The organism is Arthrobacter sp. KNU-44 (assembly GCF_051843155.1).
Lineage (GTDB): Bacteria > Actinomycetota > Actinomycetes > Actinomycetales > Micrococcaceae > Arthrobacter.
Genome location: NZ_JBPXNG010000002.1, coordinates 972,891 through 988,906 on the forward strand (window position 1 = coordinate 972,891; position 16,016 = coordinate 988,906).

General features: G+C 59.0%; 17 protein-coding genes. 13 read left to right on the forward strand and 4 right to left on the reverse strand.

Annotated features, from left to right (window positions below; translation table 11 throughout):
- Positions 1–32: 32 nt before the first annotated feature.
- Positions 33–398, forward strand: coding sequence for a TfoX/Sxy family protein (locus tag ACSVHC_RS05295; RefSeq protein WP_437772762.1), 366 nt, complete (start codon positions 33–35; stop codon positions 396–398).
- Positions 399–445: 47 nt separating this feature from the next.
- Here the strand turns inward: ACSVHC_RS05295 and ACSVHC_RS05300 are convergent, their stop codons facing one another.
- The 3 genes from ACSVHC_RS05300 to ACSVHC_RS05310 form a co-directional block, all read right to left on the reverse strand.
- Positions 446–634: a YegP family protein gene (locus ACSVHC_RS05300; protein ID WP_236816014.1), complete on the reverse strand. Its 189-nt coding sequence runs from the start codon at positions 632–634 to the stop codon at positions 446–448.
- The gene (locus tag ACSVHC_RS05305; RefSeq protein WP_437772761.1) at positions 634–1,047 is read right to left on the reverse strand and encodes a hypothetical protein; all 414 of its coding nucleotides are present in this window, start codon (positions 1,045–1,047) and stop codon (positions 634–636) included. Before ACSVHC_RS05305 ends, ACSVHC_RS05300 begins: the two co-directional genes overlap by 1 nt.
- Positions 1,048–1,114: 67 nt before the next feature.
- Positions 1,115–2,395 (reverse strand): multidrug effflux MFS transporter, encoded by a 1,281-nt coding sequence (locus tag ACSVHC_RS05310; protein ID WP_437772760.1) that lies wholly within the window; start codon positions 2,393–2,395, stop codon positions 1,115–1,117.
- A gap of 209 nt (positions 2,396–2,604) precedes the next feature.
- Here ACSVHC_RS05310 and ACSVHC_RS05315 point away from each other — a divergent pair, with 209 nt between their 5' ends.
- The 8 genes from ACSVHC_RS05315 (at position 2,605) to ACSVHC_RS05350 (ending at position 7,901) form a co-directional block, all read left to right on the forward strand.
- Positions 2,605–3,516 carry a helix-turn-helix transcriptional regulator gene (locus tag ACSVHC_RS05315; RefSeq protein ID WP_437772759.1) on the forward strand — a complete coding sequence of 304 codons (912 nt, stop codon included), beginning with the start codon at positions 2,605–2,607 and terminating at the stop codon, positions 3,514–3,516.
- A gap of 185 nt (positions 3,517–3,701) precedes the next feature.
- The gene (locus tag ACSVHC_RS05320) at positions 3,702–4,436 is read left to right on the forward strand and encodes a GAF and ANTAR domain-containing protein (protein WP_437772758.1); all 735 of its coding nucleotides are present in this window, start codon (positions 3,702–3,704) and stop codon (positions 4,434–4,436) included.
- 16 nt (positions 4,437–4,452) lie between these two features.
- On the forward strand, positions 4,453–4,710 hold the full coding sequence (locus ACSVHC_RS05325) for a hypothetical protein (protein ID WP_439180639.1): 258 nt from the start codon (positions 4,453–4,455) through the stop codon (positions 4,708–4,710).
- Complete coding sequence (locus ACSVHC_RS05330) at positions 4,707–5,486, forward strand: GAF and ANTAR domain-containing protein (RefSeq protein WP_437772756.1); 780 nt, start codon at positions 4,707–4,709, stop codon at positions 5,484–5,486. The genes ACSVHC_RS05325 and ACSVHC_RS05330 overlap by 4 nt, the downstream gene beginning before the upstream one ends.
- 117 nt (positions 5,487–5,603) lie before the next feature.
- Entirely contained in the window at positions 5,604–6,323 is a 720-nt protein-coding gene (locus tag ACSVHC_RS05335) for a GAF domain-containing protein (RefSeq protein ID WP_437772755.1), read from the forward strand.
- A gap of 9 nt (positions 6,324–6,332) precedes the next feature.
- Positions 6,333–6,656: a hypothetical protein gene (locus ACSVHC_RS05340; RefSeq protein WP_437772754.1), complete on the forward strand. Its 324-nt coding sequence runs from the start codon at positions 6,333–6,335 to the stop codon at positions 6,654–6,656.
- Between the two features lie 333 nt (positions 6,657–6,989).
- Positions 6,990–7,223, forward strand: coding sequence for a hypothetical protein (locus ACSVHC_RS05345; RefSeq protein WP_437772753.1), 234 nt, complete (start codon positions 6,990–6,992; stop codon positions 7,221–7,223).
- Between the two features lie 354 nt (positions 7,224–7,577).
- Positions 7,578–7,901, forward strand: coding sequence for a hypothetical protein (locus ACSVHC_RS05350; RefSeq protein WP_439180640.1), 324 nt, complete (start codon positions 7,578–7,580; stop codon positions 7,899–7,901).
- Positions 7,902–8,679: 778 nt separating this feature from the next.
- Here ACSVHC_RS05350 and ACSVHC_RS05355 read toward each other — a convergent pair.
- Entirely contained in the window at positions 8,680–9,483 is an 804-nt protein-coding gene (locus ACSVHC_RS05355; RefSeq protein WP_437772750.1) for a DUF2599 domain-containing protein, read from the reverse strand.
- Positions 9,484–9,514: 31 nt separating this feature from the next.
- Here ACSVHC_RS05355 and ACSVHC_RS05360 point away from each other — a divergent pair, with 31 nt between their 5' ends.
- The 4 genes from ACSVHC_RS05360 (at position 9,515) to ACSVHC_RS05375 (ending at position 15,971) form a co-directional block, all read left to right on the forward strand.
- A complete protein-coding gene (locus ACSVHC_RS05360; protein ID WP_437772749.1) occupies positions 9,515–9,733 on the forward strand; it encodes a hypothetical protein in 219 nt (72 codons plus the stop codon).
- A gap of 1,218 nt (positions 9,734–10,951) precedes the next feature.
- Entirely contained in the window at positions 10,952–12,949 is a 1,998-nt protein-coding gene (locus ACSVHC_RS05365) for a type I restriction-modification system subunit M (RefSeq protein ID WP_437772748.1), read from the forward strand.
- Entirely contained in the window at positions 12,946–14,241 is a 1,296-nt protein-coding gene (locus ACSVHC_RS05370; protein WP_437772747.1) for a restriction endonuclease subunit S, read from the forward strand. The genes ACSVHC_RS05365 and ACSVHC_RS05370 overlap by 4 nt, the downstream gene beginning before the upstream one ends.
- Complete coding sequence (locus ACSVHC_RS05375; RefSeq protein WP_437772746.1) at positions 14,238–15,971, forward strand: ATP-dependent nuclease; 1,734 nt, start codon at positions 14,238–14,240, stop codon at positions 15,969–15,971. The genes ACSVHC_RS05370 and ACSVHC_RS05375 overlap by 4 nt, the downstream gene beginning before the upstream one ends.
- Positions 15,972–16,016 lie beyond the last annotated feature (45 nt).

The window sequence follows — 16,016 nt, forward strand, 5'->3', positions numbered from 1 at the left end:
AGGCTTTCGATCCCCTACCGCGGAGTACGCACATGCAGATCCCCAAACCGTCCGACGCCGACAAAGACCGCTTCCGCGCGGTGGTGCCAGAGAACCCTGATGTCGTCGTCAAGCCGATGTTCGGGAACCTGGGCGCGTTCGTGAACGGCAATATGTTCGCCGGACTGTTCGGCCCGATGATCGGCGTCAAGCTTTCCGACGCCGACCGCGAGGCACTGGAGGCCAGCCACCAAACGCTCCCGTTCGGCCCCGAAGGCCGCGCCATGGGTGGCTACGTCGGGCTCCCCGAAGCTTTGAGCGACGACGAGGAGCAAACGGCGGAATGGATTGAGAAGGCTTTCGCCTACGTTGCTACCCTTCCGCCGAAGGTCGCGAAGCCCCGTTCGTCGAAGAAGTAGCTGCCGCTGCGGCGACGGCCCGTGGCACCAGGACCAGGGCACAAGACTCAGAATCGGGACGTGTGGTCTTCGATCAGTCCGCTCGCCGCGATCTCGCGGAAGGTATAGATCCCGCGGACCGCGGCGTCCGTGTCCCGGAATGGTGAGGAGACGGCAAGCTCTTTCCCGAACTCGTCGACCAGCCGCACCCTGCAGCTGCCTCCGTTGTCAGTGAAAACTTCAAAGTGTCCCGCCATCAGAGAAGTTCTCCCCGACGGCGGCCGGGAGCAAGCGTGGGCAGTGCGGGATGCCGGGTAGCCGGCCCGTTGCTGAGAGGGTGATGATGTCCTGGTTCGCGTCGCCGCTCCAGCTCGCTCGTCACGAGATCCAGCAACGCCTGGGCCGGTTCGGAGAGCCGGCGGGTTGCGGCCGCGTGGGCTATTTCGTCGCAATGAAGAAGCACGAGACGGATGCGTTCCAATTCCCGCGAGGGCACGAACGGCCATCGCCGAAACAGTTGTTGAACCGCGCTTGGCCTGGGAAGGTAGCCCCGCAAGGCTTCACCGGAGGTGTCCGCCGTCCAGGCTGCACCGCGCCGTGCAGCGCGAACATCGAGGTGGAAGGCCCTTTGACCATGAAGATGGGGATGACTGGGTTGAATAGGTGCCATGACTGACCTCCTCGTACGAAAATCGAGAAGCCAGCTGCTTGACCGATACCAGCATATAGAATGTGACTTAGGTCATGTCAATCGATTTGACTTTATTTCGAGCAGTAACGGGCCTGGTGAACGCCCTGATGGTTGCGCTGGGCCGGGCCACAATGACAAGACCGAAGAGGGACAGCAGGGCCCCGACAATCATGATGACTGCCATCGGGACGGCCGTGTCCGTACCGCCCAACCCTGCGATCGGCGCGATGATGCCGGCAGTGGTCCACTGCACCAGACCCAGGACGGCAGAACTCGTGCCCGGGTGCGCCGGCACTTCAGCCGAGGCAAGGGCACCGCCATTGGTATTGATCAGTCCCTGGGCCACCATGAGCGCGAAGAAGCTGCCCATTGCCACGAGCAAAGGAGTGCCCCACCAGAGGGCGCCGGCAAGCATGACGACTCCAGCGGCGAGCGCGATGGTCTGTCCTACGAGGATGACCCGTCGCGTGGGCACCTGCCCTGCCAGCCGCGCCGAGACGAGGGCAGCGATAGTCATCCCGCCAGCGTTCGCGGCAAAGACGATGGAGTACGCCACCGGCGACAATCCGTTCATGTTCTGCAGGATGAATGCGGACGTTGCGACGTAGGCGAACAACGCGATAAATGCCGAAGATGCCACCATCACGTATCCAACGAACCGGCGGTTCGCCAGGACAGTGCACGCCGCACGCCCGAATTCACGCAGTCCGCCCGCGTGACGTTTCCCGGGCGGCCGGGATTCCGGCACGACGAACAGCGCACAAAGGGTCATCAGGACACCAAGGGCCGCCAGTGTCCAGAAGGTCATCCGCCACCCGGTCAACTGCAGGATCACGGCGCCCAGCAGTGGGCTGATGATCGGCGCCACGCCCCCGATCCCCATCACGATGTTGAGCACCCGGACCAATTGAGGGCCGTGGGCCAGGTCCACGATGACGGCGCGGCCGATCACCATCGCCCATCCCCCGCCAAAGCCCTGCAGCAACCGGGCAATCATCATGAATCCGATGCTCGGGGCCAGGGCGCAGCCAACCGTCGCGATGGTCATGAGGATCGTGCCTGCCACAAGCGGCATGCGTCTGCCGCGTTGGTCGCTGAACGGGCCGCCGACCAGCTGCCCCAGTCCCATGCCGGCAAAGAACGTCGTCAGAGTCAGCTGAACCGACGACGCCGAGGTGCCGAATTCTTCCGACACGCGCGGGAACGCCGGGACGTACATGTCGGTTGCAAGCGGTGCGACAGCGGTAAGGAAGACGACAGTGGCGACTAGTGCTGCCGGGACAGTCCCGGCCGTCGCAGCCCGTGTGGTGGTCGGCGTCGTACTCACGGGCGGTAGGACCACCGGTCCGAGCCGCATACGCGGACATCTCCGGGGGTGTGCATGATGGTTGCGCGCATACGCTGGTGCTCCATTTCATCGAATGCCTGACTTCGATTTCCATGAAACCCGCAATCCGCAGGCGTAGCGAGGGCTCTGTCGAAACGGGTTATGACAGAACCTCCCAACCGTCCCTGGTTGGGTCGTACCGTTTCCATATGGATAACCGAGCCGAGGTACGAGAGTTTCTGGTCTCCCGCCGAGGACGCATCACCCCCGAGCAGGCGGGCATCGAGCCCATCGGCGGCCGGCGCCGAGTGGCGGGTCTCCGAAGGGAAGAAGTCGCCCGTCTCGCCGGTGTCAGCATCGACTATTACACCCGCCTCGAGCGTGGAAACCTCACCGGGGTCTCGGACAGCGTCCTCGACTCGATCGCCCGGGCTCTTGAGCTTGACCGCGCCGAACACGACCATCTCTACGACCTGGCACGTGCGGCCGTCCCCTCGGTAAGGAAACGCTCCAGCGACACACCCGCGTCAGCCGTGCGGCCCGTGATGCAGTATCTGCTCGACGCCATCACCGGAGCCCCGGCCTTTATCGGCAACAACCGCATGGACATCGTTGCCGCCAACGCCCTGGGCTATGCCCTTTACTCCGAGATGTACCGCAGCCCGGCACGCCCTGCGAACCACTCGCGCTTCATCTTCCTGGACCCCCGCGCCCAGGGCTTCTACCCCGACTGGGACCGTGCTGCGAACGTCAACGTCGCGATCCTGCGCCGCGACGCGGGCCGCAACCCCCACGACAAAGACATCGCAGCACTCGTGGGCGAACTCTCCATGCGCAGCGACGAATTCCGCACGCGCTGGGCAGCACACAACGTCCGCCGCCACTACTCAGGCACCAAATTCTTCAACCACCCCGTGGTCGGGCTCCTTGAACTGAGCTACCAGGCCATGGACCTCGAAGACGACCCCGGCCACACCCTGACTGTTTACCCCGCCATTCCCGGCAGCCCCTCGGAAGAAGCCCTGAAGCTCCTCGCCTCCTGGGCGGCGACCGAGAATATAGTCCAGTCCCCCAACCTCACGCGGGACCTTCGAGCCAGCACCACCAAAGGTGAGGTCTGAGCCGTCTCCGCTCACGACCACGGCCTCTCGTGTCCAAAGCTCCCGGGAGGGCGTAGTGTCGAAGTAGGAGATTTCAGGATGGTCGTTCGGGTCCAGGGATTGAATATAAGGGCTATGCAGCGCGCAAGCGGGCATGGCTACCGGCCTGGGTTAGGGATCCGGGCGCCCCTTGGAATCGAGGCCGCATGGCCAGCAACAACGCTGTACCCACCACAGAACAATTGCAGGACCTCCTGCTTGAAAGTCCCGGCTTCACCGAATTTCTCCTGGGCTTGGCCACCATCTCAGCATCCTTGTTGGACGGTCGGGAACCTCTCTTGTGCGCTATCACCGTCGAGCGGGATGCCGGCCCCTCAACGGTGGCCAGTAGTACCGCTGCGGCGCAGCGCTTGGACGAAAAGCAATACACGTTCGACGACGGCCCTTGCCTTACGGCGTTGCGGCACCAACACCGCGTGCTGATTGATGATCTGCAGGCCGACGATCGTTGGGCACAGTACGCCCACCAGGTAGACGGCGAAGGTATTCGCTCTGTCCTCGCAGTCCCTATCCAGACAGACTCTTCGGCACGCGCAGCATTGAATTGCTACGCCTATGCGCCCGGCACATTTAACCCGGCCATCGTCGCCCGCGTTTTGGAGCATGCCGAGACAATTTCGAAAACGCTGAGGTTGGCGCTGCGGCTTCATGTTCCGGAGCCGTACCCCGAACACCTCCGATCTGCGCTGCAGTCACGCGCTGTGGTGGACGCGGCGCTGTCCTTGATCATGCTCCAGAACCATTGTGGACGGGACCGTGCCATGGAACTGCTTCAGCTTGCTGCCCGGGACAACGACCGGCGCCTTCATGACATCGCCACCGACATCCTGAACGCGTCAGTCCCCCTCGATTGGACCTCCCCGGGTGCATCCCATGAATAATCGTGAGGGATCGGGAATGCGTCATCCTGAGTGGGCATCCGAGCAACGGAGAAGCGCCGCCGACTGGTACCGGGACGGCCGCACGGCCTTGGCCGGGGTATGGGCCTACTTTTACGGGATTGGGGGCGATGTGGATGAAATGGCTGTGGACGCGTATCTTCATGAGCTCGGCGAGCTCCCCCCATCGCAAATGAACCTTCTGGCCTTGGCAATGCGGGAACTAGACACAGAAGCGATGCGGGAACTCGATTCGGGAAGGATCGCAGGCACATGACTAGCTCAGAGCCGCGCCCGACCCACAACGCGTTGGCCGGATTGCCTGCCCACCCGAACCAGGACCTTGGCATCACCCTCCAGGATCTTTGTTTGGAGAGCGTCGACCTTGACGATTTCCTCGCGAACCTTGCGACCCTGGCAGGGGCTGCTCTCACAACGGCCTCCAACGCCGTCTCATGCGGTCTCACCGTTGTCACGAAGAAAAAGGGCATCACCACAGCCAGCAGCGATGAGCGGGTGCGCGCGCTCGATGAACTGCAAATTGAATTCGGAGACGGGCCTTGCCTCACGGCGCTTCGGCACAATTCAGTGATGCTCGTCGTCGATAGCCGCCATGAAAGCCGTTGGGGTGACTACATCGAGGCAGTCTGGCGGAACGGCATCGGATCTATCCTGGCAGTCCCGCTTGATCTGGCCGGTGAAGCCGAAGCCGTCATGAACCTCTATTCGACCACCCCACACGGGTTTACCGGACCGGACATTACGGCTGCAGAAGAATTCGCCGAGAGTGCAGCGAAGTCCTTGCGTCTGGCTTTGATGATCTCCCAGTTGCGTAACGCCCGGGACGATCTCACCGCAGCCATGCAGTCCCGCTCGACGATCGACACCGCCGTCGGGATTGTCATGGCGCAGAACCGATGCGGACGCGACACCGCCTTCAAGGTTTTGACCCGGGCCTCGAACAGCCGAAACGTCAAACTCCGGGATATAGCCGCTCATGTCATTGCCTCTGTGTCGGGCGAGACGGATCCGGAAGTTTACTTCGACGAATAGCCAAAACGTGGGGAATGGTGCGGACTAAGCTAGGAACAGCGCACCAAATGCCGTGCTGGATTCTCTTTCACAGGAACGCTTGCGGCTCGATGCACTGGACCTAGATGAATGAGGACTATGGCGCGGAAACTACCGCTGGATGAACTGTCGACCGTTATCGCGCGAATCCAGGGCCTGCTGCTGACGGAAGAGAAAGTGGACCGCGCCGTGCGGTTGCTTGCCCGTGCCATCAAGGAATCCGTGTCCGGAGCCACCGGCGCTGGAGTTTCCATTGTGGATTCGAGAGGCAGGCTGACCAGCAGCGCCTCCACAGACGAAGTGGTCACCCGCGCGGATGCCCTCCAATATGAGTTGGGCCAGGGACCGTGCCTGACGGCCTGGGCCATGGAAGAAACAGTGATCGTCCAGGATGTCGCAACAGATCCGCGCTGGCGCCAATGGTCTGACGCTGTGAAGGGCATGCCTATCCTTTCGGTGATCAGCACCCCTTTGATCGCCGAGCAAGAATGCATCGGCGCCCTGAAGATCTACTCGGACCGTGCGGGCGCTTTCGGCGAGGACGCGGCCGGGGTGCTGGAACTATTTGCCGCCCCGGCTGCAACGTTGCTTGCGAATATCCAGGCCAGCGAAGCACCTCACCGCATCAGTGAAGCCCTGGCCGAGTCCCTCCATAGTCGCGACCTCGTCAACCGGGCCTGCGGCATACTGATGCAGCGCCACTCTTTGACCGTTGACTTGGCCCTTGCCGAACTGATGCGCCGGGCCCGGCGGCAGAACAGCACACTGGGTCAGATCAGTGCCGATCTCGTCGCCGGGATTCCGGCGGCCCTGGACTAAGGCCGGCCCGTGGGCTTCGATCAGCACGAACCACAACAGCAGCGCATGCTGGCCGCTGCCATGAAGTCAGCACAAATCAACGTCGGCGAACTCTGGCTCAAGTACTTCAGCCTGGGCGGCGAAGTTGGCGAGTACGAGGTGGAAGCCTATCTCCAAGGCCTCCTCTCCCTGCCCGTCCTACAACGCGACCTCCTGGCGATGGCCGCCAACGAACTCATCGACACCTCCCCCCAAGGTCGAGCACCCTACTCCGACGAACTTGGCCCGGATGGCGAGCACCCAAGGAAAGAACCTGGATCCGGGCCGCAGGAACTGCCGGAGTCTGAGGAGTAGACGGTAACTTGCGTCGCCGGGGGTGGGGTGCACGACGGCGGGCGGCACTTGGGCGGTTGCGTTCACTTCCTGCGTGGTTCAGTTGCGGGGTACGACGGCGGGGTGCGTCGCACGTAGACGCGGGTAGTCCCAAACACGTAGACGCCGGCTCTTCCACACTGAATTTTGCGGTTTTCACACGGAGATTCGCCCAAAACGCACGGAGATTCACCAAATCCACACGGAGACGGGCATTCGCAGGTTTATCTTTCTCTCAGGATGGGACCGTCAGCAGCTCAACGGCTGATCGATTTTTCCTAACCAAGCGAAGTCGACCTAACCCTTGGGGGGATTATGAACTGGCACCAACTGGCGGCCCGTCGCTTGCCTTGGGGTGTGGGTGACGGCGTGATGAAACTTCTGACCCTCTTCCCAGCCGTATTGCTCTTGATCGTCGCTACCATCGCGTTCTTTAACAATCAGACCATCATGGGGATCCTCTCCGTGGCCGCATCGGGGGCGAATCTCGCGACGTGGCCTGTCTATAAGAAGCAAACAAAGCAGGTCGGTCGTGTTGAGCCCAACTGATACGGATAACCCAGTCGTCAGCGACGCCTGGGCTACGCCTTTTTTGGGCATCGTCTATTTCGTGTTGGTAGTCGTAGCGCTTGCATCGCTTATGGCATCAAAGTGGATTCCCCCTCTAAGTAAGGTGGCCGTTGCCGTCGTGATCTTTGCAGTGCCGTTTGCAGGCTCAATCGCATGGATTATTTACTCACAAGCGCGGCATCGGGGGCTCCGCAGGCCGTACGAAAGATCTTAGAGAGTCCGGTCCAAGTCGGACGCGGAAGTGTGGGAAAGACATGGTGATATCAGAGGCCCGGCTGGCGCGTGTTGGTTGTGTCAGCTCTGGTCTCGGGCATCGTATTGCCCGGGCTTCTCATGGCCGCCGGCATCGTCGCCTTCACCTGGGCGATTGTTCGGATGACCGTCTCCATCGCCATAACTGAGGAGAAAATCGTGCTGCGCCTCGCGCCGTTCTATTCAACCGAAATGTCGATCTCAGACGTTGTGGCCGTAGCTGGGGTCCCGGAGACAACCCTCGCTGACGGATATGGCTTCCGGATCATGGGCAAAAACACCCGAGGCTTGCTGGTGGGAGGGCCTGCGGTCGCCTTGGAAACGAAGACGCGCCGATGGATCGTCTCAACCGCCCATCCCGAAGAGATCACGTCGGCAATTCGAGCTCGAATGACAACCAGGTGAAAACCGCACTGTCCAAAGAAACAGGAGCAATCAAATGATCCCCGCAGAACAAGCGCGTCATGTGATGCTTCATGGTCGGAGCGGCTTACTGACGCTCGCAATTGCGCTCTTGGGCGTCGCCATGATTTTCATCAGCCCCCTGCGCGAGCTGCTTGGACCGCTGTGGACCGGCTACCCGGCCATAGCGTTTGGGTACATCCTTCTTGGGGTCCCGGCGATTCACCGTTACCGGGTAGGAAAAGGCGGTCAGAGCCGCTCTCATTAGAGCTATCGACTGGCAAAGCGCCAAACCCTCCGTCGCTCTGAGCACCACCAACAGCCTGCTCTACCGGGCAAGGAGCATCACCGCAGGCCGGCCGAGCCAATCCTGCTGACAAGGATGGTTCGCCATGGGAGCTATTCGTAACGGACGACCTCCCCGGACGCCTGCCAAAAGTCGAGGCCGCCTCAGCAAGCGCATGGGGTGTGAGCGAGACATCCACCTCCGCGAGCGAAATCCGCGAACCCGCGCTCGTCGATGAAATGATCGAGTGGCTGCTACTCCTTAGGTCCCCGTCTTCTGAGCACAATGAGCCAAGTAATAGATCCCGCAACCACGAGGATGCTCCCCAGCCAGAGGGCCGCCTGCAGTGGTGGGGTGGCCTCTGTCAGATTGGCAGCGTCAATCTCAAATGTCCGCACTGTCCAGATCACTGTTACGACTGAAAAGACTACGAGACCAAGGGCACCTATGATGATGGGGGCTGTTCGTTTACTCATTTCGTCCTTCGTTTACGTGCTACCAATTGCACCGGTACCAGATGAAGTCGAGTGGGTTGGTCACAACTCGGCGCCAACCCTCCAGATCCCAAGTATTGTTGGGTGGCGGCTCGAAGAAGATCACGAACTTTCCTAGGGCATGGCAGAGCCATTGCTGATGGAGGGTAGCCTGGTTCACCCGGTTACGGGTCTTTGTCTTCAGCTCGTCCCAGCCTGCGCCGGCGGCGACAGTCTCGTTCACGAAGCCCATCATGGGGGTAACGTGAACCTTGATATTGTTTCCGTCCCAGCTAAACCTGTCAATCAAGTCGATTCCTAGCCATGGATCCGCCACGACGGGGTACGTGTACGACTGGGACGTGTGGTCTACAACCTGGGTGAGAGTGGGACCATTTAGCTCGTAATGAGTCGCCACGACCGTGCCTCTGGAGTCCTTTGCCCAGGCGGGGGCAATCACGCCCGAGAAAGCGCCCTTGGCATCGAAGATTTCGACGGCACCTCGATTATTCAAAATTGCGGTGCCGTCGGATGGAACCGTGAGATTGTAGTTGAAACGACTGGGTGAGGAGGAGTCGGAAAGGACGGTCACTGCGGCAACGCCCATTCCTTCCTTAGGCACCAGCACGGAACTCGTTCCGTTCTCATTATCAAAAACGACTGTCCCGTTGGACTGTTTCTTGCCCTCAACGGCCTTTTCACGGAAGGGAAGCCCCAACCTAATCACGGCCCCACTCGAACTCTGGACTGCCACAGGATCACTAGAATTCGTGGGAAGCTCATTCGAGGCGTTCCCGGCTAGGGCCCTGGCCTGCGAGGTGTTCAAATCTGCAGATCCTCGCACGTTGGCCGTCGGAATGAATCCCGGTGCCGAATTCTCGATGGCGCGGATTGCCGGACTTATCGGTGGCACGCTCTCGGCCGCCACGCTGGGAGAAATAGTTGACAAAGAAAGTATTGCAGCGGCTGAGACCGAAATAACTAAGGATACTGAACTAATTTTCACGTTTCCTCCAGATTTTGTTGTTCGGCGGGAATGTCCGGTTCGCGCCCCTTCAGGTGCGAGCTTGCTGTAGCAATCACGTCATTCCGGCAATTGGGAGGCGCAAGGGCCGCCCAGTTCGCCGTAAAAAGGCTATGTCTGGATTTGCCATCTAAGTGGTGAGACCACGAAAAATACGTGCAAAAATGGCCAATCTACGTGTAATAAAGGCTCCATCTACGTGTCACAAAAGGAGCGTCTACGTGTTCAAGACCGAAACACGTAGACGGCTGCTATCCCGCTGCAGCTAGCATCGTCACCGCTCGGATGGCACGTTTCTGGTTCTATCCACTTCAGGTCGGTCCGCTGTTCGCGACCTTCACCTTCGGCCCGAGCATCCTGAAAGCATTCGGGGACGAGTCTTGCAACGTGGTTTGTCTACAAGAAGCTGCAAATCCCCGGGCGGCGATCACCACCGCAGGCTGGTCGGGCCCGTCGTGCTGGCAAGGGTGGTCCGCCATGGGAGACCACTCGGCTGCGACGAGGCGAGCTGCGGGGCCGTCTGGGGTTCAGTCTCGGCATTGGGCGGGTTACACGGGCCGGATCCGGAGCATTTGGCGCGGGAACAAACTGGAATGACGCTTGCAGATAGGACGGGCGCCGGACAATTTCGGCCAAACCGAAGATAACGACCCCAAAGACCGGGTGGGGACGACTTTATGTTTACGTCGCTTCGGTAGGCGGCATGTGGGCAGCTCAATGGTTGCTTTACTGGGCGACCTCTGGTTGGACACCCAAGCCCACTCTAGCCAGCTTGGTGATGTTCAGCATCATCTTCCCGTTCTTCGCTCTTGCCATCAAACCAGGAGTTCCTTGGTTCCCAACAAGAAAGAAGTAGGGCCGGTTAGGACGGTCGGACAGTAAGTCCTGAACTTGGACGCGGGCGCTCGACCACTCGGTACTGGTTGACGAGCACGGTCAATCGCTTGACGATTCTGGTGAGCAGCAAGCGGCTGACGGGGACGTCACCTTGCGAGCAACTCACGTTTCGCCTGCAACCCATTCCTCTCCTGCGCCGGCGCCGCCATGACATCCACCTCCGCGAGCTCGGTCGCCAACGGAGGTCCGCTGGCTCAGCACGGTCCTGCGAAACGTAGCGTCGCGTCAGGACACGCGGGCCCTCAAGTTGGCCAATCCGTCAGCTCCGATCGCCTGCTCCCAATAGAATGCAAAGCGAGTACGTGCGTGATCAATGAATGCTGCACGGCAATGGGGACGATGCCAGCATCAAGTTAAGAAGCTGGTCCCCTCATTGCCCGCAGCAACGGAAGTGGGAACAGTGGCCAGCAACAACAACGCCAACCTAGTCTGGAGCATCGCGAATATTCTGCGAGGCACCTACAAACCGGCACAGTACGGCTCGGTGATCCTGCCGTTCACCATCCTCCGCCGCCTGGACTGCGTCCTGGACGCCACCAAGGACGCCGTCCTGCAGGAAGCGCAGGCCAAGAAAGACCTGAATATCCCGCTGGACACCTTCCTGCAGAAGGCCTCGGGCCACAGCTTCTTCAACACCTCCCAGTTCAACTTCGCCAAGCTCCTGGATGACCCCACCAACATCAAGGCGAACATCCTCGACTACGTCCAGGGGTTCTCGGAGAACACCCGCGACATCTTCGAGCGCTTCGAGTTCTACAAGACGTTCGAGAAGCTGGACAGCTCGGACCTGCTTTATCGCGTGACCAAGGACTTCGCCGCGATCGACCTCCACCCGGAGACCATCAGCAACATCGAGATGGGCCTCATGTTCGAGGAACTCATCCGCCGCTTCGCCGAAGCCTCTAACGAGACCGCCGGCGAGCACTTCACCCCGCGCGAAGTCATCCAGCTCATGGTCCAGCTGCTGCTGAACTACGACGACGACGTCCTCACCAAAGAGGGCATCGTCCGGTCCATCTACGACCCAACCGCCGGGACGGGCGGCATGCTCACTGTCGCCCAGGAACACCTCCATGCACTCAACCCCAGCGCATCCCTCGTCGCCTACGGGCAGGAAATCAACGACGAGTCATACGCCATCTGCAAATCGGACCTGCTGATCAAGGGCCAGGACATCTCCAAGATCTCGGTCGGCGACACCCTGGCCAACGATCAGAACATCGGCCAGCAGTTCGACTTCATGCTCTCCAACCCGCCCTTCGGCGTTGAATGGAAGAAGATCCAGCTGCAGATCCAGAAGGAACACGAACTCCACGGCTTCGACGGCCGCTTCGGCCCGGGCTTGCCCCGCGTGAGCGACGGCTCGCTGCTTTTCCTGCTGCACCTGGTCCGCAAGATGCGCCCGTCGCACGACGGCGGCTCCCGCATCGGCATCGTCCTGAACGGCTCACCGCTATTCACCGGCGGCGCCGGCTCGGGCGAGTCCGAGATCCGCAGGTACCTGATCGAGAACGACTTCGTGGAGGCCATCATCGCGCTCCCCACGGACATGTTCTACAACACCGGCATCGCCACCTACGTCTGGATCCTCTCCAACAACAAGAAGCAGAAACACCCGGAGGGTGTCGGCAAGGTCCAACTCATCAACGGCGTGGACTTCTTCCAGAAAATGCGCAAAAGCCTTGGCTCCAAACGCAAGGAACTCGGGCCCAAAGACATCACCAAGATCGTCCGGCTCTATGGCACTTTCGAGGACGACGGCGAGACCTCTAAGATCTTCAACAACCAGGACTTCGGCTACTCCACCATTACGGTGGAACGCCCATTGAAGCTCAACTTCGCCTGCACGCCCGAGCGGGTCGACGCCGTGCTGGCGCAAAAACCGGTCGAGAAACTGTCCGACGACGACCGGCAGCTTCTCGAGAAGACGCTCACCCGGCTCGGCGAAAGCGAAACGAAACTCTGGAAGAACCGTGAGACATTCCTCAAGGCCCTCAAGACGGGTCTCGCAGGTGCTGGTCTCAAACTCGGCGCGCCCGTCCTGAAAGCGGTCCTCGCCGGCCTCTCCGAACGCGACGAAACCGCCGACATCTGCCAGGGCCCCAAGGGCACTCCCGAGGCGGACACGGACCTGCGCGACACCGAAAATGTGCCGCTCGGTGAGGACATTCAAGACTACTTCGCACGCGAAGTCGTCCCCCACGTCCCCGACGCCTGGATCGACGAAGCCAAGACCAAGGTCGGCTACGAGATCCCCTTCACCCGCCACTTCTACAAATACGTCGCGCCCAGGTCCTTGGAGGAAATCGATAAGGACCTCAACAAGCTCATCGGCGAGATCACGATGCTGCTGTCCGAGGTTGAGAAGTGACGCACCCTCAATTGGCGGTCCGCCGTGCGGTGGCAGCGATCGAAAGCGGCACCAGCGTAAATGCGATTGATTTCCCATCAGCTGAAGACGAAGTAGGCGTGCTGAAGACCAGTTGTGTTTCCAACGGATTCTTCGATGCAACGGAAAACAAAGTCGTGGATCCAGACGAGATTGAACGCGCGTCCTGTCCCGTTCGTTCCGACCGGCTGATCGTCAGTCGCATGAACACGCCGGCTCTTGTGGGTGCTGCTGGCCACACTCAGCGTGATTATGACAATCTGTATCTTCCGGATCGTCTTTGGCAAGTGCGGACGTCCGAAGCCGCAGTCGCAAGATTTGTCTACTGGTGGATGCAAACTCGGGAATATCGCGACCAGGTTGCCGCCATATGTGTTGGCACCAGCAGTAGCATGCAGAACCTCAGCCAGAATGATTTTCGTTCTTTTCAAATGCCATACCCAAGCCACGCGATCCAGAGTGCGATCTCTGATTTCCTCGACCGCGAAACCGCCCAGATCGACGAACTGATCGGCAAGCAGGAGCGGCTCATCGAACTGCTCGCCGAGAAACGCCAGGCCATCATCACCCACGCCGTCACCAAGGGCCTCGACCCCACCGCACCCACCAAGCCCTCGGGCATCCCATGGCTCGGCCACATACCTGAAACATGGTGGACTACAGAGTTGAAGCGGGCTCTCACCTTCATTACCAGCGGCTCGCGAGGATGGGCAGAATTCTATGCGGACCATGGAACGCCATTTGTTCGAATTGGCAATCTTACGCGAGGACACCTCCACCTAGATATGTCCGAGACTCAACACGTCGACATCCCTCGTGATTCGGAGGGCACACGTGCTGTGGTTGAAGCGGGCGACGTTCTTTTCTCGATCACCGCGTATCTTGGGTCCGTTGGAGTGGCATCGGAAAAGGAGGCCGGCTCGTACGTTAGTCAGCACGTAGCTCTCACTCGACTCGATCAAAATCGACTCCAGTCACGATTCCTCGCGTACTTCGTCCTTTCAGAGTTCGGGCAGCGCCAACTGAACCAGGGTGCCTACGGGGGAACTAAGCTCCAACTAAGCCTCGAAGACATCAAAAGACTCTGGATTCCGGTGCCCGAGACATCCAAACAGATCGAGATAACCCGGTATCTCGATGAGTCGACGACTCGGATCGATGATCTGCTTGAATTAGCCCGGCGGTCGATTTCGCTCCTGCGCGAACGTCGCTCCGCCCTCATCTCGGCCGCAGTCACGGGTGTGATCGACGTTCAGACCAAAGGAACCAAATGATTAAGTCATTGAGGCTCACAATGTTCAAGGGCTTTAAATCATACTCTGTTTCTTTCTCTGGAAGTGCACTCCTTCTCGGGCCGAACAACGCTGGAAAAAGTACCCTAATTTCGGCAATAAGACTTTGCAATGAAGCCGCCCGGTTTGCCACGCGAAACAGACCCCAGGAATACTTTTCGAGTAACGGCAAAACGATAAATGGATATTTTCTCGGGAAAATTCGAACCGAATCATTTAATCTCGAAAATGTGCGACATGAATTTAGTGATGACACCGAATCTAAGTTAGAATTGCGCTACACTTCTGGCGCCATACTCAGAATCACCTGGCCCGCCGACGATCCTCCATTTTTCTGGCTCGAACATAAAGGCAGCCATGTACAAACTGCTGCGGCGGCAAAGGCACTCGTATCAGTAATTGGTATCGTCCCGACTCTGACGCCACTTGAACGCAATGAAAAGCGATTGACCGCGATTCACCTAAAGGGGCACTTGGAAACGCGACTTTCAAGCCGACACTTCCGAAATCATCTAAAGGTTTCACAATCCGGCGATTCGGATGAACATAATGATTTGATCTCATTCCTTCTGACGAATACTCCGGAAATTACAACATTGGCGTTAACGTCTCGACGCGTAGATGGGGAAGACTGGTTAGACGTCTTCTACATGGACGGAGGTAGCCGCACCGAGAAAGAGATCTTCTGGGCTGGAGACGGCATTCAAATCTGGCTACAGCTTCTATTTCATCTTTGGCGAAATCGGAATTGCGCATCCATCCTTTTGGACGAGCCTGACGTTTTTCTCCACCCTGATCTCCAGCGCCGCTTGGTCAGGGTCGTCGAGGCTGCCAAACAGCAGGTCATCATGTCGTCGCACGCTGCAGAAGTGGCGTCCGAAGCTCAACCATCATCCCTGGTTTGGATAGAACGAACTGCAGCGTCTGCCGTCCGCACCTCGAATCAGAATGGGCTAGGTGTGATTGCCGATGGTCTCGGCAGTTCTTTTAACCTTTCAATGGCTCGAGCTCTCAAGGCGAAGAATGCTCTCTTCGTGGAAGGGCAGGACATGAAGATTCTGCGTGTGGTGGCCGAACGCCTTGGTTGCGCTGGACTCGCAATGGAGCGCAATCTAGCCATCATTCCAATTGGGGGCTTCAGCCGATGGCCAAGCGTTGAGTCATTTGCTTGGCTTTCTTCTCGATATATGGGCGAAACCATAAATATTAGGCTGATCTTGGATAGAGACTATCGCCAGCAAATCGAGTGCCAGAAGATTGAAGAAGATCTCTTAGCCTCTGGCGTAAAAGCCCACGTGTGGAATAAGAAGGAATTGGAAAGCTATCTCATCTCCCCTCAAATAGTTTCCACATTTACAAAACTCAACGATTCAATCGTTCGATCAGAGCTGGAACTGATTGCTGAATCATTTTTCGACGACGTTTTCGGACAGTATTCTTCAAGCGTTGCAAAGACGTTACCTGCTCACTATGACGAGTCAACGAAGATAACGACGGCGCTGAGAGATTTCAAGGCTTTATGGGATAAGGGCTTGGATCGACGTCTTGGCATGATACCGCCAAAGGATTTCATTGCATCTTGGAACCGACGAACGCAGGAAACAAGGTTTCCAGTGCTGTCGGCCAGGAAGCTCGCATCGGCAGTGTCACCTGAGAATCTGGAATGGGAGATGGTTGAGTTGCTTAGAAACATTGAGGCGGAGTTGCGTTGATAACAGCCAACTGGCGGGCCCGGACTTGAGAAAATTCACCACTCG